This window comes from Halomonas sp. THAF5a (genome assembly GCF_009363755.1).
Taxonomy (GTDB): domain Bacteria; phylum Pseudomonadota; class Gammaproteobacteria; order Pseudomonadales; family Halomonadaceae; genus Halomonas.
Genome location: NZ_CP045417.1, coordinates 1,112,630 through 1,134,168 on the forward strand (window position 1 = coordinate 1,112,630; position 21,539 = coordinate 1,134,168).

Sequence of the window (21,539 nt, forward strand, 5' to 3'; positions counted from 1 at the left end):
AACGCGATGTTACGCACTATTTTATCAGCCTAGTCGGCACCCAGCGCAGGAAGGCCACCATGCCGAACAGTTCCACCAGCGACTGCAAAACGATCACAACGACTGCTGCGCTCCAGGCCTCAGGCAAGGAGAGTGCCAGTGGCAGCATGACGAAGGAGTTGCGTGTGCCGAGGCTGAAGGTGAGCGTGCGGCCCGTGGCAGCAGGAAGCCGGAACGCCTGGCTCAACAGCTTGCCGAGGGCCGCCGCGACCACCAGGTAGAGCACGAAAACCGCTACAACCCGCCACAGTAGCATGCCGTTGTCGACCACCAGGCTGACTTGGGAGCCGGCAATCAGGAACACCACCAGTGCCAGCAGGGGGATGGGGAGCCAGCCCAGCTCATCGACGACTTCCTCGATGACGATGTGTCGCTCGGCCACCCGTTCGGTCAGCCAGGCTAGTATCAGGGGGGTGACAATCAGGCCAGAGAAGGCCGCCAGCAGGTGGCTGCCGGCTGTCAGTTCGATGGCCAGATCGCCCATCAACCACCAAACATACAGCGGCAGCATCACCAGTTGAACCAGCAGCAGCAACGGGGCGGCTGCAATCGCCCGCGCACTATCTCCTCTACCCAGATGGGCAAAACTGATAAACCAATCCGTGCAGGGGACCAACAGTACCAGGAGCACACCGAGTCGAATGGCAGGCTGTTCTGGCAACAGCAGCGACAAGGCAGCAACGGCCAGCGGAACCAGCAGGAAATTGCCCACCATTAGCGCCATCATGAATCGCCGGTCGCGAAATGCCCGGGTCAGATGAAGCAGGGGCACCTGGGTAAAGGTGGTATAGAGCAGCACGCCAAGCAGTGGCCAGAGCCATATCTCCCAACGCTGGGTCGTATCCGGCGATCCCCAGCCGATTGCCAGGCCGACCAGGATCGCGGTGAGATAGATCCAGACCTGATGCTGCTCCAGTGTGGCGCGCATGATGTGAACGGTAGCCTCGTCGCGGACTGAGCTGCTGCAGATGAGAGCCAGTCACCCTAGGCCTCGCCGGTCAACCTTTCAAGGTCGGCAACCACGGCCTTCATGGGGTCGCTGTCGCGGATCAGCAGGCGCGCCTCTCCCTGCGCATTGAAGGCGAAGACAGCGCTGGAGTGCGACACATCATAGTTGCCTTCGCTGTCTTCTTCGCCATACCCGTAGGTCACCCGATAGCGGCGTGTCAGCTTATCGAGTGCCGCTTTATCCCCCGTGAGGCCGACGAACTGGGGGCCGAAGGCGTCGGTGTAGCTATCCAGCGTCTCGGCATCATCGCGGCGAGGATCCACCGAAACGAAGAGCACCTGGATTTCATCGCGCGCGGTCTCATCCATGCGTTGGGTGGCCGCGTCGAGACGCGCAAGAGTGGTCGGACAGATATCGGGGCAATGGGTGAAGCCGAAGAACAGCAGCGTCGTCTTGCCGAGGAACTGATCGGCGCTCACCGTATTCCCCTTCTCGTCGATGAGTTCGAACGCCAGGGACGGCATCAGCCCCGAGATATCCTTGGTCTGCCAGTCTGGATCGCTGCAGCCCGCAACCCATAGCGTCACGAATAGTGCCATGATGCATCGGCGCATCCTGCTCCCCCTACTGTGCTGTCGGCGCCACGGCGCGGAACGTGACACGCTGTCGCTGATTGCCGGCGAAATGAAGGTTCACCTCGACGTCGTCACCAACGACGAGGGGGCGAGCCCGCTTCATGAGCATGAGATGGTAGCCACCCGGAGCGAATTCGACCTGCTCCCCAGCCGCCAGCTCCAGCTGGGCGACGGGCTCCATGCGGGTGACGCCATCCTGATTGACACTGCGGTGCATCATGACATTACCGAAAGCGGAGCTATCCGCTCCTGTCAGGGTGACGCCCTTTTCGCTGGTATTGGTGAGGGTGAAGTAGCCTGCCGCGGGCAGGTCCCCGGGCAGGAGCCTAAGACGCGCCTCGCTGACCTCCAGTTCGGCAGCCGCCAGCGTGCCGGACGTCGCGATCAGCAGCAGGAAGGTCGAGCACCAGTGTTTCGCTAGTCGCGGCAGACTAGGGTGTGGCGTGAGAGACATCAGCAGCATCCTCCTTGCGGGCATCACGGAACAGAAAGCTGAGAATGATCAGAACCCCGATGGCACTCATCATCGTGGCCGGTACCCAAGTCAACAGGCCACCGAGGAGCTGGTCAGTCAGAGGGTCCAGCGGCCAGGCACGCCCGCACACCTCATAGACATCGAAAATGACATTCCGGCTGAAGACGATATAGGCCCCCAGCACGATCTGCGGCGGAATCACCACCAGCAGGATGGCGATGCGCTTGCCGTAACCGAGGCCGCCCTGCTGCGGCGTGCGGCGATCCAGAATCAACCACCAGAACAGCAACCCATCCAGCGCCATGCTCCAGTTCATCACTTGATACAGGTCGGTACTCAGCATCGCATCGAAGTGGACCTCGGGAATCAACCAGAAATAGATCAGCCCGACGAACAGTACGGGAGCGATCAGTGGATGCTGAAGCGTCAGGTATAGGGGGCGCAGCAGGCGCGCGACCGGCCTCCATCCTGAAAAGTGCCTGATTCGGGTCGGCAAGCCGTCTGTCAGTACCGGCAGGGGGGCGGCCAGGGCAATCAGGAAGGGACCGGCGTGATGCAATACCAGATGCTGTGCCCGGTGGGTAAAGAACATGTACTGGGCGAGGTAGTCGTAATGGGTCTGGGTGACGCCATAGATGGTGGCGACACCCAGCAGGTAGGCAAGGACTCGGCCTGCGCCGGTGGCCTCGCCACGCCGTCGGCGCTGCCGGAGGCCACGCAGGTAGAGCGCGATGGCCAGCAGGCAGGCCCCCGACCAGGCCAGCGAGAACTCCCACGGCAGCAGGTAGCCCAGAGCAACGTCGAGGTCGATAGCCCTTCCCTCCCCAGAATCGGCATGCCAACGGTGAGACTAGGAGCCCACCGTGGCATGCGGCAAGGTGGGACTATAAACGCAGACGAAGTCAGAGCCCGCACCTCGGTGCCTGGGAGGCGAGGAAGGCCGCGCCCCAAGGCACGGCACCAGTTCAGTGGTTGGGTATACCGCCAACGCGCCGCCAGTGACCCTGCACAGGGCGATAGGTCCTGTATCAGCCACGACTGAAGTCAACATCACGAGACTGACAGGACCCGACATGTTGTCGTCGTCATGGCCTGCGCAGCGCAATTTCTGCGTAGATACCCTGGTAGTCAGGGTCAGGTGTTTTATCCGGCTCCGGCTTGGGATTCAGGGCTACCATGCGACCGCTGGGGTCATCCAACAGGCCACGAAGCTGTTCATAATCGAAGTTCCAGCCCTCGGCCTTGCGCTGGTTGAGGCGTGTGACGGTCTCTACCAACGTGGACATGCTGTGCCCCTCCCCCTCAAGGGGCGGGAATGCCTGAACCAGCGGTTGCCCTTCATGCCAGCCGATCTTGATGGGCTGGTTGACGATTCGGACCTGGGTGCCGGCGGGCACGCGGTCGAAGATCGACTCGATGTCCCCAGGGAACATGCGAATACAGCCACGACTGGCACGCATGCCGATACCATCCGGCTGGTTGGTCCCATGGATCAAGTAGCCATCGAATCCAAGGATAATGGCATGGTCTCCCAGCGGATTGTCCGGGCCTGGGGGCACCACACTGGGCGCCTCTTCACCGCGTGCCCTGGCTTCGCGCTGAACCGACTCGGGTGGATACCAGGCGGGGTTCTTGATGTTCATGGTGGTCTTGGTCACACCGAGGGGGGTATCGAAGCCCTCGCGACCGATGCCGATAGGATAGGTCTCGACACGTGATGTCTCGTCGTCATCCACCTCGGGATAGTAATAAAGGCGCAGCTCGGCGATGTTGATGACGATCCCGGTGCGCTCTGCGGCGGGCAGGATGAAGCGCCCGGGTATGGTCACCTCGGTACCCTCGCCGGGAATCCAGATGCTCACGTCCGGGTTGGCGCGCACGATCTCCCTGTACCCCAGGTTGTGTCGCCTGGCGATATCGAGCAGGGTATCCTCGCGATCCTCCACCGCTATGCGGTAGGTGTCGCCGATCACATTGCCTTTTTCAGGCAGCGGATAGTGGCCGAGTGGCCACTTGTTCTCCTCCTGGGCCTGAGCAACGCCAATGAACACAAGCCAGCCTGCCAGCACTCCCATCAGCGTGCGTGTTCGAAGCTGCCAGCATGGAGATTTCCTCGCTGTGCCAGAGTGGGATTCGGATAACGCCATCATTCTCTCCCTTTTCGGCTGGACCCTTATCATCCAGACCGACGTGTGTTGAATCGCCATCCAGGCAGCACCAGTAAGGCGGCCAACAGCCAGGTGGGCCAGCTACCAATTCGGGTGAACGGCGTGTTTCCCACCATGGGCAGCACCTCGCCGCGAAGGCTCGTCGCCTGGAACTGTGGTGCACGGGCCATGAGACGGCCCTGAGGATCGACGATGGCGGTCACGCCGTTGCTGGTGGCGCGGATCAGGTACCGGCCGTTCTCCAGCGCACGCAGGCGGGCCATCTGCAGATGCTGCAGGGGGCCGATGGAGCGGCCGAACCAAGTGTCGTTGGAGACCGTCAGCAACAGCTCGGCATCGCGCGCCTGCTCGGCGACACGATCGGCATAGATGATCTCGTAGCAGATGGCGTTACCGATGGTGGTTCCGGCGGCGTGGATCGGCCCCTGAGCCTCGGCCCCGGGGGTCATGGTCGGCATGGGCAGGTCGAAGAAGGCGATGGTGTCGGCGAGCAGGCGCTTCAGCGGCAGGTACTCGCCGAAAGGCACCAGACGCACCTTACGATACTGGCCCTCGGCGTTACCCAGGCCGATCACGCCGTTGTAGTTGTCGCCGCCGTCGCGCTGCAGGATGCCGGTGAGCAGGGCGGTGTCGGGCGACAGGTTGGACTGTACCCGCTCCAGTATGGGCCGCGCGTTCTCCTCGAACATCGGCAGGGCCGCCTCGGGCCAGACCATCAGGTCGAGGTCGTCGGGCTGCTTCCGTGTTAACGACGTGTAGATGTTGACCGCCTCGCGCTGGCCTTCGGGCTTCCACTTGATCGACTGAGCCAGGTTGCCCTGCAGCAGGGCGACCCGCAGCGGCTCGCCGGCCGGCGAGGTCCACTGGGACGGCAGGGCCAAGGGAGTCAGCCAGAGAGCGGCGATGGGCGCCGCGGCCCACCAGCGGCGGCGCAGGAGCTCCACGCCCAGGGTGCCGGTCAGGGCGGTGATCAGCGACAGCAGATAGACGCCGCCCACCGGGGCCCAGGCCGCCAGCGGCGAGTCCACCTGAGAGGTGCCCAGCAGCAGCCAGGGAAACCCGGTAAACAGCCAGGTGCGCAGCCACTCGCTGAGTACCCAGGCGCCGGCGAAGCTGAGGAAGGCCAGGCGTGGGCCCGCGACGCGGCGATAGAGCCAGAAGGGCACGGCATAGAACAGCGCCAGGCCGGCCACGAACAGACCAGTGAGGAAGAGCGCCAGGGGGACCCCGGTATCACCATAGTCGTGGATTGCGACAAAGACCCAGGAGGTCCCCGAGCCGAACAGGCCCACGCCATAGCACCAGCCGCGGAGGGCGGCCTGAGCAGATGTCAGGGCATGGATGCTGACATAGACCAGAGCCACCGCTATCGGGCCCAGCCACCACAGCGTGAAGGGCGCGGCGCTAAGGGTGGTCAACCCTCCGGCGGTCAGGGCCAACAAACAGCCGAGGACCGGAGAGAGCCGTCCGACAGGCGTCATGTCCCGGACTGGCGGGTTCTGTGCATCCATGCCGTCACTCAGACAATCTGGGGGAGGGACGTTCATGCAAGGCCGCCATCGCAAAGGCGATGACACCCAGGAACAGGGCGATATCCGCCAGGTTGAAGGCGGGCCAGTGCCACTCTCGCCAGTAGATGTCCAGGTAGTCCACCACATACCCTCGCGCCAGGCGGTCGATACCATTACCCAGCGCGCCACCCAGCATCAAGCTGTACCCCAGCGCCTCCAGGCGGGGCTTGGGCCTGCACAACAGGAACGTCAGCACGATAGCCGCCATTCCTGTCAGGCACAGGAAGAGGTAGCGCTGCCAGCCACCTGAGTCGGCGAGGAAACTGAAGGCCGCCCCCGTGTTCCACCAGTGACCCCAGTTGAAGAATGGGGTCAGCGGGATGGTCTGGCCATAAGGCATCAGCGCCTGCACCAGCCCCTTGATGACCTGGTCGGCCAGGCCGACCATAACGGCCAGTGCCAACCAGTAGCGGCTCTGCGGCGCCATCGCTATCCGTTTCGTTCTCATGACGTGGCTGCCTGGTAGCGCGGGCTTGCCGAGCCAGTCGTGGCATTGCCTGGGGAGAAGCGATATCCCAGCAGCCGCATGGCGTTCAGGGTCACCAGCACGGTGGCGCCGGTATCCGCCATCACCGCGATCCACATGCCGGTGATGCCCAATGCCGTGGTCACCAGGAAGATGGCCTTCAGGCCCAGCGCCAGGGCGACGTTGGTCTTGACGTTGCGCAGCGTGGCCCGGGACAGGTCGATCAGCTCGGCGATGCCGCCGACGCGGTTCTTGAGCAGCGCCGCATCCGCCGTTTCCAGTGCCACGTCGGTGCCGCCGCCCATGGCGATGCCGACATCGGCTGCCGCCAATGCCGGGGCATCGTTGATCCCGTCACCCACCTTGCCGACGGGGCCTCGGCCGTCGGCCTGCCAGTCACGAACGCGCTGCGCCTTGTCCTCGGGCATCAGCTCGCCATGCGCCTCGATGCCCAGGCTGTCACCGATGGCAGCGGCGGTACGCGCATTGTCACCGCTGAGCATCACTGCCTGCACACCCAGGCGTGACAGCGCCGTCAGCCCCTCCCGGGCGTCCTCACGCGGCTCATCGCGTACGGCGATCAGCCCCAAGGGACGCTCATTCTCGACCAGCAGGGCGAGACTCTTGCCGGCATGTTCCAGCTCGGCGATTCGGGCACGCAGACCATCATCGAGAGCAGTCGGCGCTGTCAGGTGCCGAGGGGCGACCAGGCTCAGCTCACGTCCCTCGATCCAGCCGGCGACGCCACGCCCCGAAAGGGCGCGGTTACCGTTCGTCTGGGGGATGGAAAGGCCCAGTTTCTGTGCATGCGAGAAGATGGCCGTCGCGATGGGATGGCTAGAATCACGTTCCATCGCGGCTGCCAGTCTCAGGATCTCGTTTTCGCCCTGGCCGGTAGCCCAGTCCTCCACGTCGGTGACCTGGGGAGTGCCGGCGGTGAGGGTGCCGGTCTTGTCCAACGCCACCGTGCGCAGCTTGCCCAGCTGTTCGAGCACCGCGCCGCCCTTGATCAGCAGGCCCCGCCGGGCGCCCGCCGAGAGGCCGGCAGCGATCGCCGCGGGGGTCGAGATCACCAGGGCACAGGGGCAGGCGATCAACAGCAGGGCCAGGGCGCGATAGACCGATTCCGACCAGGCCATGGTCGAGACCAGCGGCGGCACCACCGCCATCAGCAGGGCGAGCCCCACCACCGCCGGCATGTAGTAGAAAGCGAAGCGATCGATGAAGCGGGCCACCGGTGCCTTGGCGGCCTGGGCCTCCTCCACCAGGCGGATGACCCGCGCGATGGTGTTGTCCTCGGCGCCGCGGGTGACCTCCACCTCCAGGGCGGCATCGAGGTTGACCGTGCCGGCGAAGACGTCGTCACCCGGGGCACGCGAGCGGGGCACCGACTCACCGTTGATCGGTGACTCATCTAGATCGGACTCGCCGACCAGGATGCGTCCATCGCAGGGCACGCGATCGCCCGGTCGCACCTGCACCCGCTGACCGGGCGTGAGCGTGGCGGCCGGGACCTCCCGGGTCTCACCCTCCTCCAACAGCCTCGCGGTGGAGGGCGTCAGGTCGGCCAGGGCCGAGATGCTGCGTCGCGCCCGTGAGGCGGCCACGCCCTCCAGCAGTTCGCCCACGGCAAACAGGAAGACCACCACCGCCGCCTCGGCCGCGGCATCGATGGCCAGGGCGCCCAGGGCGGCAATGGTCATCAGCATCTCGATGGTGAAGGGGTTGCGCATCTTCAGAGCGCCCCAGGCGCCCTGTGCGATGGGCACCAGGCCCACCAGGGTGGCGGCGACGAAGGGCCAGCCCCCCAGGACCGGCCAGGTCATGCGAAGGACCAAGGCCAGAGCCAGCAGGCCCCCCGTGACGAGGACCAGGCGTCCCTTGGCGGTCTGCCACCAGGGCGCTGGAGGGGTATCTGACCCATCCTTCTCGGTATCGGCGGCAAGCCGGTAGCCAAGCTCGTTAAGGATCCGCTCGATCGACTGATGAGACGGAGCCCTGTGTGGTTCGGGGTGTATGGTGACCGATCCGGTCACCGAGCTGGCCGACACCTCCTCGATGCCTTCCAGCCGACCCAGCGCGGCCACCACCTTGCGCTCGCAGCCGCCACAGTCCATGCCCTCAACGCGGAGCTTAAAGGGTGATGAATCCTCAAAGCGTGTCGATTTCGTCATGGTGTGGCTCCGTAAGATGATGTACTCTTCAAAAGTATAAACTCTGTAGCAGCTATAGCTTCAAGCCCCGTCGGTTCCATCCCAACGGGCTGTTCTCTGGGAGGGAGGGTGCTTTGGAATCCTTGTCGTCCATTGGCTTGCTGGGCGCCTTCGCGGGTGGCCTAGTCTCATTCTTTTCCCCCTGTACCCTGCCCTTGCTCCCGGCATACCTGTCGGTGGTCACGGGAGGAAGCGCCGGGAAAACGGACAAGCGACTGGAAGCCCTGATTCTCAGTTCTTTCTTCATCCTGGGGTTCACCATGATCTTTATCATGCTGGGCTTGGGGGCCAGCAGCATAGGTCAGTTGCTTCGAGGCTATCGGAACGAGTTCAACTGGATTACGGGAGGCGTGGTCATCCTCCTAGGCGTCTTCATGACCGGTATACTTCGCTTGCCACTGCTGCAACGAACGCTGCAGTTTTCACCCAATGTCCAGGGTGGCTCACCGCTATCGGCAACCATCTTTGGCGTGTCCTTCGCCATTGGCTGGACACCCTGTATCGGTCCCATCCTGGGAGCCATCCTGATGGCGACCGGCAGTGCTGTCAGCGCCCAGGCCGGCATGGTCTATCTGACAAGCTATTCGCTTGGTCTGGCACTTCCTTTCTTGGCTAGCACGATCTTTCTGAACGTCATGACGCAAAACAGCCGGAAGCTCGGTAGGTGGAGTGCCTATACAAGACCTGTGGCGGGCACGATCGTGATCGTCATGGGGATTGCGATCGCGACAGGAACCATGACCCAGCTTTCAAGTTTCATGGTGGGACTCTTTCCTTCCCTTGCAACTCTGGGGTAGTTCAGACGCTGATGGTTTTTACGGAGATGCCACCATGACCAACTCTGTCGACACGTCCCACGTCCCGGATAGGAATATCGGCATCGGCGAACTGGCCCGGCGTGCCGGCTGCAAGCCCGAAACGGTTCGCTATTACGAGAGCATCGGGCTGGTGAGCGACGCGACACGTACCGAGGGCGGTCAACGCCGCTACGGAGAGGAAGCCGTCAGGCGGCTGACCTTCATCCGCCATGCCCGGGACTTCGGCTTCTCGGTGGAAGCGGTGCGTGAACTGCTGGCCATGTCAGACCAGCCCGACATGCCGTGTCAGGAGGTCGACGCCATTGCCAAGCACCACCTGGAGGAGGTCGAGTCGCGGTTGCAGCGGCTCTCCGCACTGCGTGACGAGCTCAAACGGATGGTCAGCCAGTGTGCCGGGGGGAAGGTCGAAAGCTGCCGGATCATCGAAGTGTTGAGCGATCATCAGCTTTGTATCAGCGACCGGGCCCACGGAGGCGCTCACGATCTGGGGTAGGCATCTGGACGGATCGGCATGCTAGCCCAGCGAGACATCCAGGAACAGCATGAGTACCAATCCCACCGAGAGCCCCAGCGTTGCCTTGTTCTGGTGGCCGCTTCGGTGGGTCTCGGGAATGATCTCATGGCTGATGACATAGAGCATGGCGCCGGCGGCGAAGGCCAGCCCCCAGGGGAGCAGCACTTGTGACATGCTGACGACTCCCGCACCTAGCAGGCCACCCAGCGGCTCTACCAGCCCGGTGAGGGAGGCAATGGTCCAGGATCGCCAGCGTGAATAGCCTTCACCCAGCAATGCCACTGCCACCGCCAGGCCTTCCGGCGCATTCTGCAGGCCGATACCGATGGCAAGGGGAAGTCCCCCTTCGCTTCCCCCTGCTCCAAAGGCCACACCAACCGCCAGACCCTCTGGCAGGTTGTGGATCGTGATGGCAATGATGAACAGCCAGATTCGGCGAAGCGATGCCGCCTGTGGCCCTTCACGCCCCTGCTCGAAATGCTCGTGGGGGAGTCGCTCATTCAGCAGGGCGACCAGCCCCATCCCCATCAGTATCGACGCGCAGGCAATGGCGGCAGGCAAGACGCTACCGCCATAGCGCAGTCCAGAGGCTTCCAGGGAGGGAATGATCAGTGAAAAGAAGGACGCCGCCAGCATGACACCGGCGGCGAATCCGAGTGCCAGGTCGCGAACGGCACGATCGGGCGCCTTGCTGATCAGGATAGGTAGCGCTCCGATCGCGGTCATCGAACCGGCGGCAAGACTACCCAAAAACCCCAGCGTGACTGGAGAGACACCTTCCATAGACCCTTCCCCTTTGGAGGATTGGTACTGCAGGGAATGTTGAGTCACACGACGATAGCCATTACATGGCCACCGCTGCGTCTCATACAACAAGCCAGCCTGGCGGCCTATCGATTATCCAAGGCGACCAGACCAGACGTACCGATGGCTTTTTTCAGACGACCACGAGCCTCGAAGAGCGCGCTTCGATAATCCTGGGGTGTCGGTGACTCCCCCAGAATGATGCGCTGCCCCTCCTCCAGGGGATCGACAGGTCGGTCACCCACTCTCACTTCGTAGTGCAGGTTGGGCCCCGTGGTGAGTCCGGAGGCCCCGACTTCACCCAGCGTGTCGCCGGCATTGATGGCGTCCCCGACCGACAGGCCGGAGGCGAAGCGACTGAGATGCGTATAGCGACTGAGAGTGCCCATCTCGTGCTCTACCTCCACGACACGACCATAACCTCCACGGCGACCGACGAAGGAGACCCGCCCCGGCGCCGTCGCCATGACCGTGGTGCCGCGAGGGGCGGCAAGGTCGACACCGTCATGACGACGTACCCCACCGTAAACGGGATGGCGTCGATTGCCGAAGGCGGACGTCAGGCGTGCGCCGAGCACCGGGAACCGCTTCGTTTCCACAAGGCTACCGTCCTTGAAGAGCATCACGGCGGCTCTCTGGTCCTTCGGCCACACCATCTCCAGTCGTGCCGACGGGTCAGCCAATCCCATATAGGTCAGACGGGGAGGCCCGACTCGCGTGCCATCCTCTCGGCGATCCTCTTCCCACAGTAACTGCAGGCGCTCCGCGCCCGAAATATCTCGGGCTGTGTCCATGAGTCCGCCTAGCAGCACCTCGAGGTCCATGGCGAAACGCGTGGGTATCCCCTCTGTCGCCAAGGCGGCATAGAGGGACGTTTCGATGTCCACTTCACGGCCCAGAGTCAGGGTGTCGAGACGAGGCGGGACAATCCGCGTCGACGGCCGCTCCCCCAGCGTAACGACGTATTGAATACCCGAGTCACGCTCGATGGCCACCGACACCGGCTGTCCGGTCGTCAGAGAGGTGACAGTGAGACGGTCTCCAGGCCGCAAGCGTCTTGGGTCGAACCTCTCCGCCAGCGATGTCGACGCTTGGGTGCGCGTCTCGGCATTCACGCCAAGCTGCTGCAGCAGTGCGTTCAGGGTATCCCCAGGCGCCACAGTTAGCTCCTGGGCGACGCTCTCAGGTGGCTGAACGGCCAAGGGCGCTGAGCCCCTCTGTGCGAGAGCCTGTGCCCTGGCCGATGCCGGTTCGCTCGGGGATAGCAAGGTGTTCTCTTGCCAATGGGCCTCGGCCAGCAGAGGGCCCAGACCCACCAATCCTAGCAGCAACCAGCGCCGTGTCATGACGCATCGTCCTCGCCAGCGACCTCGGTCACCTCACGATTGACGGCGTCGACCAGTTCCTGCATGCCGAAGGGGTCCAACAGCTCACCATTGACGAAAAAGGTCGGCGTCTGGCGGATCTGGTTGGCCTTGACGTCTTCCTTGTCCTGGTCAATGACCGCTTGTACCTCAGGGGAGTCAAGTTGTTCCTCTGCTGCAGCCCTGTCCAGACCGGCCTCGCTGGCGATATCCAGAATAGCGGCCTCATCGAAGCTGCCATGAGCCGCCCACTGGCTCTGCCGGGCCAGCAACGCTTCCAGCACCGGCTGGAAGACGTCCTGGCGCCTGGCGACTTCCAGCACGCGAATGGCGGTATCGGACACGTCTCCGTGGAAGGGCGTGTAGCGCACCACCAACCGCACTTGGTCGGGATACTCTTCCTGGATGCGCTTGGTCAGCGGATAGAAGGCACGGCAGGCCTCACAGGCCGGGTCGAAGAACTCCACGATGGTCACCGGCGCTTCTTCCGGCCCCAGAACAGGCGAGTGTGAGCGCACCAACGAATTGTCGGCCTGAGCGCCATCTTGGCTGGCCGCCTCGGCGCCCATGCCCAACAGCGAGGGTCTCGCTACGATCACGATAAGGGCGATCAGCATCAACGCACCAACCAGGATAAACGTCGCTTTTTTGTACATTGACTTCTCCAATTCAAATGGTTAAGCGGAAAGCACGACCAGAGGACTGCTGAGTGGGTCTCAACCGCTGATGGGTGCCTAATTCGGGGAATAGTGGCGTATCATCCATGCCCATAAAGATTGGCTCCCTCGTGCGCATGATCAATATGCTCGAATTCCAAGCTGGAGTGGCCAATGTCAAAGCGCGCTTTCAGTTGAGCCTTGATATCCGCCTTGATCGCCTCGAGCTGCTGCCAGCCTTCTTCCGTCGTCACCACGTGGCAATCAAGTGCGGCGGTATTCTCCTGCATTTGCCATAGGTGAACATGATGCACATCCTCAACCCCTTCGACGCTGCGCAGGAGATCAATGACTGATTGACCATCGACATCGGGTGGCGAGCCCAGCATCAGTGTCCGGATAGGGGTACCTATCTCCGTAAAGGCAAGATAGAGAATATAGAGTGCAATACCGATCGTAATCGCGGGGTCTACCCAGCGCATATCGTAAAGCAGAATCAGCGAGCCCCCAATGATCACCGCGATGGACGCAAACGCATCAGACAGGTTGTGCAGGAAGAGAGCCCGAATGTTGACACTATGTTTTTGCATCGACCAGGTGAGCAAGGCCGTTAGCGCGTCGACAAGAAGAGCGACAATGCCGATGATGACGACTATCCAGCCCTGAATCTCTGGCGGATCGATCATGCGCATGACGCCTTCATAAATTAGATAAAGCCCAACAAGAATGAGGGTCGTGTAGTTGATCAGCGCTGCGACAATCTCGATTCGTCCATAGCCAAACGTCATCTGAGAGTCAGGAGGTCGCCTCGCGATCTTGCGGGCCGCAAAGGCAATGACAAGGGCAGCCATGTCGGAAAAATTATGCAGCGCATCCGCGATCAGCGCGAGGCTTCCGGCCAGGATACCCCCAACAATCTGAGCAACGGTCAATATCCCGTTGGCCCAGATGGCAATGCTCACCCGACGGTCACCAGAGGTGGGGTCAAGATGGGGATGATCGTGATGATGTCCCATGCGTCATCCTTGTGGTGTCACCTGATGACGCGATAGTATAAAACCTATACCAACTCAAGGTTCAAGCTCGAATTATAATGAATGCCGAGCCAGGGCTAGGCGTGGTGGAACTTTGCATAGTGGGCGCTGTACCAGACATGGTTACCATCTCCCATGCCCCGGAAGGAGCTCATTGTGATACCCAAGCCTCACTCGCACACCTGGCTGATGAGCCTAGCTTTACTCTTGATGCTGTCGACGCCAGTCCTCGCCGAGCCACGGCTGCCAGACTTCACGGAACTGGTCGACAAGGCCGCGCCAGCCGTCGTCAACATCTCCACCTCACGGAAGATCGAGAGGTCCATGACGTCCTCTCGGCAGTTTGGGGGGCAGGAGGTGCCGGAGATCTTTCGAGAGTTCTTCGGTGACCGCATCCCGATGCCACCCGGCGGTGCGCCCAATCGCAATGAGGAGCCACGTCAGTCACTGGGATCGGGCTTCATCTTCGATGAAGACGGCTACATCATGACCAACGCCCACGTGGTCAAGGGCGCCGACAAGATCCTGGTGCGACTAAACGACCGTCGCGAACTCGAGGCCGAGCTCGTGGGGGCCGACGAGAAGACTGATGTGGCGGTGCTCAAGGTCGACACCGACAACCTGCCTACCCTGGAGCTGGGCAACTCCGACGACCTTCAAGTCGGCCAATGGGTCGCTGCCATCGGCTCCCCCTTCGGCTTCGACCACTCGGTGACCTCCGGCATCATCAGCGCTATCAACCGCACCCTGCCCCAGGACGTCTACGTTCCTTTCATCCAGACCGACGTGGCGATCAACCCGGGCAACTCCGGCGGACCGTTGTTCAACCTTGATGGCGAGGTTGTGGGCATCAACTCCCAGATCCTGACCCGCAGCGGCGGCTACATGGGCCTCTCCTTCGCCATTCCCATTGATGTGGCGCTGGACGTGGCCAACCAGCTCCGCGAAGAGGGCTATGTGAGCCGCGGCTGGCTGGGCGTCAGCATACAGCCGGTATCAAAGGACCTGGCGGAGTCCTTCGGCATGGAACAGGCCGAGGGTGCCCTGATCGCCCAGGTCGAGCCCGGCAGCCCTGCGGCGAAAGGCGGGATCAAGGCAGGTGATGTCATTCTCGAGGTCAACAGTCAGGAAGTAGACCACTCCACCACGCTGCCGCGCCTGGTCGGTCAGACGAGTCCTGGTGAGGAGGTCGACCTCAGAGTGTTGCGCGATGGCCAGCGAGAGCGCATCACGTTAGAGGTCGGCGAGTGGCCGGATGCTGGCCCCGAGCAATCCGATGGCGACTCGGTTCGACTCGGCATCGCGGTCCAGCCCTTAACCGAGATGGAGAAGCGCCGGCTCGGTATCGAGCACGGGGTGCGCATTGCAAAGGTCGACCCGACCGGCCTCGCCGCGGCAGCCGGTATCCGCCCCGGCGATGTACTCGTCAGCCTAGGCCAGCAGTCGATAGAGAGCCCGCAACAGCTGACGGAGTTGCTGGCCAACCTGCCGGACGACCAAACGGTGCCGGTTCTGCTCAACCGCGACGGCCGTGCCTACTTCGTGGCCCTGCGAGTGGGCAATGGCGACTGAGCAAGATCACTGTTTCCCTACCAGACCATAGTGGAGGGGCTCAAGCTCAGCGCTCAGACTTTCACCAAGGAAGTGACGCAGTTGTTTTGCTTTGCCTGGTGAACGGGCTGGGGCTGGGCTTGAGGTTCTAGTGAATATCACTACTTGCACAAGTCAGGACACACACTTGATAGAGCTTTTAGTCAAGTTTGCGTTTCTACGGATAAGGCCAGGGTGCGGGTCGGCGCTATGCCCACACTGACCGGAATATGCGTGAAGCGCCGCACCTTGGTGAACAGTTCCTGGGCATGATCATGCATCTGTTCCGGCGTAAAGCCATCGAAGCGCACGAACATCTCGTCAATGGAGTAAGGCTCGACCCCAGCAGAGAACTCCTCAAGTACTTGCTGTACCCGTGAGGACATGTCGCCATACAGCTCATAGTTGGACGACAGCAGCTCGATCCGCCGCTGACGCAGCAGCGGGCGCAACTCGAAGACCGGGGTGCCCATCGCCACGCCGAGTGACTTGAGCTCATTGGAGCGAGCAATCACACAGCCATCGTTATTGGACATCACCCCCACGGGCACGCCCTCCAGCCGAGGCTGGAAGGCGCGCTCGCAGCTGACATAGAAGTTGTTGCAGTCGACCAGACCGATCATGACCCTTTTTGCTCCGCTAGACCGAATACTCATGCACCACCGCCTTCACCACGCCCCAGGCCTGGCACTCCAGGTCTGCGGCGGGGATCGGGCGGTAGTCAGGATTACCCGAGGTCAGGTAGGGGCGATGGCCCAACAGTTCATAGCGCTTCACCACCAGCTCACCCTCGACCGAGGCCACCAAAATGTGTCCCGGTCGTGGATCGATGGCACTGTCGACCACCAGCAGGTCGCCTGCGCCGATACCCAGCGCCTCCATGCTGTCGCCAGTCACCGTCATGAAGAAGGTTGAGGCCGGACGCTTCACCAGGCGTTCGTTGAGGTCCAGGGTGCGCCCTTCGTAGTCCTGGGCGGGGCTGGGAAAGCCCGATAGCCCCGCCCGTGTCAGCGGTAAAGGAAACGGAAGCGGCAGCGACGGTGGCTCCGGGTGAGCCGGGATCAGGGTGTCATGTGGCATGGTGGGCTCCTCTCGAAAAAACTGAACATATATACACTATCAGGCAAGGTGCCACGCCTGCCAAGCCCACACCGCCACGAAGGTCGCACGCATCCTCAGGATGATGATGCTAACCTGACTGAGGTTTTGAGATAGCAAGGGAGTGCGAAATGGCGGCCAGTTATTGTCAATCGATGACCCGGATACAGGTTCCGGGTGTATGTCCGCTGACGACCCAAAGCGGCCATGCCGGAAGAGCCAACGAGCACATAAATCGGTATTTTGCAGATTGCGCGGAGATTGCCATTATGTTGTCGATATTTAAGGATGTTAGGAAGGCTTCAAGAGCGCGGCATTATATTGTTGAATGCATGTAATCGTTCAGGCCATTAAGCGAGCAGGCCGTCTAGTTTATTTTAGGAGTGGTTAAAGACGATGGAGCCAATTGAGCAATTCCGAGTCAATATCGACGCGGCAAGAAAATATTTGGATATGTACAGAGAGCTCCGCCAGCTCAGGAATTTGGGAGTTAGGGGGCCGCTGAATGCGGGTAACAAGTACCTTCTATGGCTACCGCGTGCCTCGATTGTTAGTTCCATGAGTTCTCTTGATGCCTATGTCCATCAAGTTCTCTATCGTTATATTCCACAGTTTTTGAAGCAAGCGGATAGTATCCCGGAAAAACTAGGCGACATGGTTGTTCGAGTGTCGCCAATTAAGAACGCATCTCATGTTGGAGGTGCTATTCAGTATGTACGGTCTCCGACTGGCCCGGAGCGGCTAGCGGATGCAATTCGTGAGAACGTTCTTAATTTTCAAGCTTATCAGGCGCCGGACAAAGTTGTTGAAGCTTATCGAGTTATCGGTGTTACAGATGTAATCCAAGAGGTCGCAGATAGATGGCGAGGGCCAAATACCGATAGAGGCCATATTGCCAGCCGATTAGAAAGATATGCTAAACGACGCAACCAAATAGCTCATGAAGGCGATCTAGACAATAATCATGAACCCCGTGAAATCACTCCAGAACTTGGAGCAACCTGCGTAGATTTTATTGAAAACGTAGTGTCGCGCATGGATCAGATTTCAATTAATCCTAATCAGTAGGTCAAGCGGCCGCTCGTAGCCTAGCGGCACGTACCTTTATCTTTATGGAGGCGGTCTGAAGGTCCGCTTCTGGCCGAAAGCGGCCCTGCCCGCTGAATATGTCAGGCAGGGCTTGCAACGGTCAGTCTTCTGTTTTCACCAACCAGCCTTCGACTGTCTCAGCACCATATTCTTCTTTCCACGCTTTCAGAGTCTTCTGGTTGCCACCGCGGGTCTCGACGGTTTCGCCAGTGTGGGGGTTCTGGTAGACCTTCAGCTTGCGCTTGGCCCGGCCCGTTTTCGTGGCGCTGCTGGAGGCTTTACCGGTGTCCTGGGTCGGGTCCAGCAGCTTGATGACGTCGGCGGCGGACTTGTCAAATTCACGCATCAGGGTCTCGAGGCGGTTCTTGAAGTCCAACTCGGCCTTGAGGCGCTCATCGTTCTCCATTTTCTTCAGCTCTTCCTGAAGCTGCTTGAACTGCTGTTCTTTCTGCAGGTAAGTATTGAGAAATGACACAATTTGGCTCCTCTGATGATCGTTGGTGCTGATTATGAAACCAACCCTCTTATAGTTCAATCTGTAAGATATGGCCATCTTGTCGAGGCATCCCTGATGTCATCTTTAAGCTTAACGTGGCAGAGGACTCTGACTGGCTGAGCTAGTATTGGCTGGGTCCTCGTTGGGACTCGTGTCCCTCGCGAAAATATTGATCGTCCGTTCGCCGAGAACCGTTCTGCAATCAAAAAAATGGAGAGCCACCAGGAAACCGGTGCCGCCCCTGAGGGGCGGCACCGGTGTTATGCCGTGACGCTGGAGGACGATTACAGGTATCCCCGCTCCGCAAAGGACTCGCAGCCTTCGCCACCGACCACGATATGGTCGATGACCCGCACTTCGACCAGAGCCAGCGCGTCCTTGAGGCGCTGAGTGATGCGCCGGTCGGCATCGCTGGGCTCTGGATCACCGCTGGGATGGTTGTGGACGAAGATCACCGCCGCGGCGTTGTGGGCCAATGCGCGCTTGACCACTTCGCGTGGATAGACGCTGGCCGAGTCGATGGTGCCCCGGAACAGCGTCTCGAAATGGATGACGCGATGCTGGCTGTTGAGGAACAGGGCGCTGAACACCTCATGCTCGTAGCCCTGGAACAGCACCTGCAGGTAGTCGAAGGCGAGTCCCGGCTGGGTGATCTTGCGCCCCCTGGCCAGCTTTCGCTTGGCAAACGCCTGGGCGATGCCCAGCAGCTCCGCCTCGGTGATCGGGGCGGTGATGTCATAGGTGCCGGCGACTTCGCCGGCCTTTAGCTTGCGGTGGTTCATGATCGTTCTCCTTAGGCCGCCATCACCAGCGCCATGCGGCGCTCCAGTTCCTCATAGAACGCCTCGACCCGCTCGGCGAGGGTGCGGATCATCACCTCGTCCCGGTAGGCCCGCTTCACGAACAGCGGCATGCCCGGCCAGTAGCTGACGAAGTCGATCCACTCCCGATCGCTGACCCATAGGCCGCCCTGGCACTGCGCCACGTGTTCCTGGGGTAGCTCGTCGGCAAGCAACAGCTCGATCTGGTACTTGGGCAGCTTGGTCTTGATCTCCACCAGGCCGTTGCTGTCCACCAGGCAGTCGGGCGAATAGCCCACACCGTGGTTGAGGATGATGCCGACCTGCTCCAGCCAGGGCAGGCCGGTGGCCTCCTGGTAGAGCTCGCGGGCTACCGGCTCCAGTTCATGGCCGCGCTGGGTGTGGGCATTGCCCGAGAAGGCATCGGAGGGCTCGCCGGTGATGCGCTCACCGATCAGTTGATGCATGTAGCTCAGCGCGCCGGCGCCGAAGCCAGCCGGCCCTTTGCCCTTGACCAGCAGGGTCTTCAGCTCGGACATGGTGATGATGCCGAGGCGTGCTGCATGCCACTCGGGCGTGCCCTGTTCCAGTGTCAGAATCTGCATGACGATCTCCTCGTGAAGGGGGCTTTCCCTACCTAGGGAAAACGGCATAAGCAGCGAGGGGCTGCCCCCTCGCTGACCGTTCAGTGACGTTGACGGTTGGGCTGTGCCCGCTTCTGCAGGGAGGCGCGCAACTTGTCGAAGTCGCTGCGCGGCACCTGCTTGGCCTCGCCGTACTTGCCGACGAACCATTCCTGGGTGGCAGGAGGACAGATGGCGATCAGCTGTCTGATCTGACCCGCCTGGAAGGGCGTGATCAGCTTCACCGGGGCCGCGGCATGGCCGTTGTCGTCCTGGCCCCGGGTGGTGATGTTGAGCAAGGCGCACAGCACGTAGCGTTTGCCGTAGCTGGTGGAGGAGCCGAAGGCCTGCACGGCGTTCTTGCTGCCGCTGGTATCCGCCGGCAGCAGCATGCTGGTCTCCTCGCGGTGACCGTCCTGATGCATCAGCACCCCGGTGACCTGGATGGCTCGCTCCTGGGTCTGGATCCGGAAGCTCACCGCGAAGCCGTGCTTCTGCATGATCGGGCGCAGGGTGTCGACGATGTCCTCCAGCGTGGCGTAGGCGCCGTTGTTGCCCTGGCCTCGCTCGGCAATGCTCGGCAGCTCGGTCTGCATGGCTGCCATGGCGGCGCTATAGGCCATCAACGCCTGGCGGTCGAGCACGCGCTCCTGCATCTGCAGCAGACGCTCCATCTTGTCGATGTCGACCTCGGGATTGAGGGCGGCCCGCTCGATCACCTGGATGATCGCGGTGCTTTCTTGAAGGGGCTGGGTGACGGGTGTCTTGCCATTGGCATCGGGGTGGATGGGAGTGGCCATGGTGACCTCCTTACTGGTAACGGTTGATGACGTCCTGCAGCTGGTCAGCGGGGACCGGCTCCAGCGACACGACCACGCGGTAGAGATGACCCTTGGCCAGCACGTGGGTCTGGGCTTGGTGCTCCCTGGCCTCCAGCAGCTGACGAGTCAGCTGCGTCAGGGCGCGGCAGATCTCGAAAGTCATGGGCGGTTGCATCGGTACCTCCAGAAACGCAAACGCCCGGCCGTGGTGGGCCGGGCGCTATGCCGTGGTGTGGGAACGTGGATTGTGACGGTGAGACGGGGAGCGAGCCGTGACGCAAGGCTCCCTGCGGATCAGCCGACCAATGCCATGGCGGACGCCAGGGCCTTGTCCTTGAGGCTGGCTCCCTGGCCGAACCAGGCTGAATCCATGCGGTAGTCGTTGCTGCGTGCGCGCTTGTCATGGTCGACGTACTCGGTGATGGCGTTGAGCAGGCCCCAGGCGGTGCCCTGGGCGGTGCACAGCCGGGCGCCACGCCCTTCGCCATGGAAAAGCTTCTGCACGCGGTTGAGCGCCCGCACGTTGGGCAGCTTGGAAGGATCGTCCAGTGGCGCCTCGGCGTTGCAGATCACCGACTGGAAGTAGGTCTTGATCTCCTCCTGGCTGACCTTGCGCTCGGCCAGGGTCTTCATGCGGTACATGAAGTCGTCCCACTGCGAGACCGAGATGCCCAGCTGCTGCTTGACCCGCTGGGGATCGAACTCGGTGCTGTGCGGCACCTTTACGCCCTGAGCCATGCCGTCCACGGCGATGGTCAGCGTGTTGTTGCAGACCACCCGTACCGAGGTCGGGGTCGCCACTGTCGCCAGCGAGCCGTCACAGGAGGTCGCCAGCAGCAGGTAGGCATTGACCTGGTCCTGGCCCTTGAGGGCGGTGCCCAGGCCGCTGCGGGCCAGCGCCCAGAACTTGCGCCCGCCCTTGAGCACGCCGGCGGTCTCCAGCTCATAACCGGCGTACTCGGTCAGGTCGCGGTAGAACTCCAGCACCTCCTCGGGCTGGACCACCTTGTAGCGCTGGGAGACCACCGACAGCGGGGCCCGGGTATCCGAGCGATAGAGCACCTTCTGCTCCGGGAAGGAGTGGATGCTGCCCAGGTGGCCCGCGCCATCGGCGATGAAGCGCACCGGGGAGGCCTCAATGTGCCAGTCCATGCCGGCCTGCTGCCGCCAGACCTCCAGCGGTTGATGACGCGACAGTTGCTGCCCCAGGCCATGCCAGGGGATATCGCCGACGTAAGCCATGTGTTCGATCTGATGTGCCATGAGAAATCTCCAAGATGAAAAAACCGCCAGAGGTACCGGCGGAAGGAAAGACG

General features: G+C 61.7%; 24 protein-coding genes. 4 read left to right on the forward strand and 20 right to left on the reverse strand.

Features of this window, described 5'->3' with window-relative positions:
• Positions 1 to 16 precede the first annotated feature (16 nt).
• The 8 genes from FIU83_RS05005 to FIU83_RS05040 all read right to left on the reverse strand — a co-directional run bounded on the left by FIU83_RS05005 (position 17) and on the right by FIU83_RS05040 (position 8,477).
• Complete coding sequence (locus tag FIU83_RS05005) at positions 17 to 967, reverse strand: arsenic resistance protein (RefSeq protein WP_152483039.1); 951 nt, start codon at positions 965 to 967, stop codon at positions 17 to 19.
• A gap of 56 nt (positions 968 to 1,023) precedes the next feature.
• Positions 1,024 to 1,587, reverse strand: a complete 564-nt coding sequence (locus FIU83_RS05010; protein ID WP_253939544.1) for an SCO family protein — start codon at positions 1,585 to 1,587, stop codon at positions 1,024 to 1,026.
• 25 nt (positions 1,588 to 1,612) lie between these two features.
• On the reverse strand, positions 1,613 to 2,086 hold the full coding sequence (locus tag FIU83_RS05015; protein WP_253939545.1) for a copper chaperone PCu(A)C: 474 nt from the start codon (positions 2,084 to 2,086) through the stop codon (positions 1,613 to 1,615).
• Positions 2,055 to 2,909, reverse strand: a complete 855-nt coding sequence (locus FIU83_RS05020; protein WP_216645083.1) for a cytochrome c oxidase assembly protein — start codon at positions 2,907 to 2,909, stop codon at positions 2,055 to 2,057. Before FIU83_RS05020 ends, FIU83_RS05015 begins: the two co-directional genes overlap by 32 nt.
• 274 nt (positions 2,910 to 3,183) lie before the next feature.
• Complete coding sequence (locus FIU83_RS05025; RefSeq protein ID WP_152485249.1) at positions 3,184 to 4,245, reverse strand: L,D-transpeptidase family protein; 1,062 nt, start codon at positions 4,243 to 4,245, stop codon at positions 3,184 to 3,186.
• A 29-nt stretch (positions 4,246 to 4,274) separates the two neighbouring features.
• Entirely contained in the window at positions 4,275 to 5,747 is a 1,473-nt protein-coding gene (gene lnt / locus FIU83_RS05030; RefSeq protein WP_152483042.1) for an apolipoprotein N-acyltransferase, read from the reverse strand.
• Between the two features lie 34 nt (positions 5,748 to 5,781).
• Entirely contained in the window at positions 5,782 to 6,264 is a 483-nt protein-coding gene (lspA, locus tag FIU83_RS05035; protein ID WP_253939546.1) for a signal peptidase II, read from the reverse strand.
• 17 nt (positions 6,265 to 6,281) lie between these two features.
• On the reverse strand, positions 6,282 to 8,477 hold the full coding sequence (locus FIU83_RS05040; protein WP_152483044.1) for a heavy metal translocating P-type ATPase: 2,196 nt from the start codon (positions 8,475 to 8,477) through the stop codon (positions 6,282 to 6,284).
• A gap of 113 nt (positions 8,478 to 8,590) precedes the next feature.
• On the opposite strand from FIU83_RS05040, the gene FIU83_RS05045 reads away from it, so the two are divergent.
• Together FIU83_RS05045 and FIU83_RS05050 are read left to right on the forward strand one after the other, a co-directional pair.
• Positions 8,591 to 9,313: a cytochrome c biogenesis CcdA family protein gene (locus tag FIU83_RS05045; RefSeq protein ID WP_152483045.1), complete on the forward strand. Its 723-nt coding sequence runs from the start codon at positions 8,591 to 8,593 to the stop codon at positions 9,311 to 9,313.
• Between the two features lie 34 nt (positions 9,314 to 9,347).
• Positions 9,348 to 9,827, forward strand: coding sequence for a helix-turn-helix domain-containing protein (locus FIU83_RS05050; RefSeq protein ID WP_152483046.1), 480 nt, complete (start codon positions 9,348 to 9,350; stop codon positions 9,825 to 9,827).
• Positions 9,828 to 9,848: 21 nt separating this feature from the next.
• Here the strand turns inward: FIU83_RS05050 and FIU83_RS05055 are convergent, their stop codons facing one another.
• The 4 genes from FIU83_RS05055 to FIU83_RS05070 form a co-directional block, all read right to left on the reverse strand.
• Positions 9,849 to 10,631 carry a ZIP family metal transporter gene (locus FIU83_RS05055; RefSeq protein ID WP_152483047.1) on the reverse strand — a complete coding sequence of 261 codons (783 nt, stop codon included), beginning with the start codon at positions 10,629 to 10,631 and terminating at the stop codon, positions 9,849 to 9,851.
• 107 nt (positions 10,632 to 10,738) lie between these two features.
• A complete protein-coding gene (locus FIU83_RS05060; protein WP_172976017.1) occupies positions 10,739 to 11,812 on the reverse strand; it encodes a M23 family metallopeptidase in 1,074 nt (357 codons plus the stop codon).
• Between the two features lie 182 nt (positions 11,813 to 11,994).
• A complete protein-coding gene (locus FIU83_RS05065) occupies positions 11,995 to 12,672 on the reverse strand; it encodes a thioredoxin domain-containing protein (protein ID WP_089680905.1) in 678 nt (225 codons plus the stop codon).
• A gap of 101 nt (positions 12,673 to 12,773) precedes the next feature.
• Positions 12,774 to 13,688, reverse strand: a complete 915-nt coding sequence (locus FIU83_RS05070; protein WP_152483049.1) for a cation diffusion facilitator family transporter — start codon at positions 13,686 to 13,688, stop codon at positions 12,774 to 12,776.
• A gap of 207 nt (positions 13,689 to 13,895) precedes the next feature.
• Between FIU83_RS05070 and FIU83_RS05075 the strand changes: the two genes are divergently transcribed.
• Positions 13,896 to 15,278: a DegQ family serine endoprotease gene (locus tag FIU83_RS05075; protein WP_253939583.1), complete on the forward strand. Its 1,383-nt coding sequence runs from the start codon at positions 13,896 to 13,898 to the stop codon at positions 15,276 to 15,278.
• Positions 15,279 to 15,460: 182 nt separating this feature from the next.
• Here FIU83_RS05075 and FIU83_RS05080 read toward each other — a convergent pair whose 3' ends face one another.
• The gene (locus FIU83_RS05080; RefSeq protein ID WP_152483051.1) at positions 15,461 to 15,919 is read right to left on the reverse strand and encodes a hypothetical protein; all 459 of its coding nucleotides are present in this window, start codon (positions 15,917 to 15,919) and stop codon (positions 15,461 to 15,463) included.
• Positions 15,920 to 15,935: 16 nt separating this feature from the next.
• Positions 15,936 to 16,376, reverse strand: coding sequence for a LexA family transcriptional regulator (locus tag FIU83_RS05085; protein ID WP_152483052.1), 441 nt, complete (start codon positions 16,374 to 16,376; stop codon positions 15,936 to 15,938).
• A 414-nt stretch (positions 16,377 to 16,790) separates the two neighbouring features.
• On the opposite strand from FIU83_RS05085, the gene FIU83_RS05090 reads away from it, so the two are divergent.
• Positions 16,791 to 17,462 (forward strand): HEPN domain-containing protein, encoded by a 672-nt coding sequence (locus FIU83_RS05090; RefSeq protein ID WP_152483053.1) that lies wholly within the window; start codon positions 16,791 to 16,793, stop codon positions 17,460 to 17,462.
• Between the two features lie 121 nt (positions 17,463 to 17,583).
• On the opposite strand, the gene FIU83_RS05095 is transcribed toward FIU83_RS05090, so the two are convergent.
• From FIU83_RS05095 to FIU83_RS05120, 6 genes are all read right to left on the reverse strand, one after another.
• The gene (locus FIU83_RS05095; RefSeq protein ID WP_152483054.1) at positions 17,584 to 17,958 is read right to left on the reverse strand and encodes a histone-like nucleoid-structuring protein, MvaT/MvaU family; all 375 of its coding nucleotides are present in this window, start codon (positions 17,956 to 17,958) and stop codon (positions 17,584 to 17,586) included.
• Between the two features lie 305 nt (positions 17,959 to 18,263).
• On the reverse strand, positions 18,264 to 18,761 hold the full coding sequence (gene radC, locus FIU83_RS05100; protein WP_152483055.1) for a DNA repair protein RadC: 498 nt from the start codon (positions 18,759 to 18,761) through the stop codon (positions 18,264 to 18,266).
• Between the two features lie 11 nt (positions 18,762 to 18,772).
• Entirely contained in the window at positions 18,773 to 19,384 is a 612-nt protein-coding gene (locus FIU83_RS05105; RefSeq protein WP_152483056.1) for a lambda exonuclease family protein, read from the reverse strand.
• An 80-nt stretch (positions 19,385 to 19,464) separates the two neighbouring features.
• Positions 19,465 to 20,202: an ERF family protein gene (locus tag FIU83_RS05110; RefSeq protein WP_152483057.1), complete on the reverse strand. Its 738-nt coding sequence runs from the start codon at positions 20,200 to 20,202 to the stop codon at positions 19,465 to 19,467.
• 10 nt (positions 20,203 to 20,212) lie between these two features.
• A complete protein-coding gene (locus FIU83_RS05115) occupies positions 20,213 to 20,398 on the reverse strand; it encodes a hypothetical protein (protein WP_152483058.1) in 186 nt (61 codons plus the stop codon).
• Between the two features lie 119 nt (positions 20,399 to 20,517).
• Complete coding sequence (locus FIU83_RS05120; RefSeq protein ID WP_152483059.1) at positions 20,518 to 21,486, reverse strand: DUF932 domain-containing protein; 969 nt, start codon at positions 21,484 to 21,486, stop codon at positions 20,518 to 20,520.
• Positions 21,487 to 21,539 lie beyond the last annotated feature (53 nt).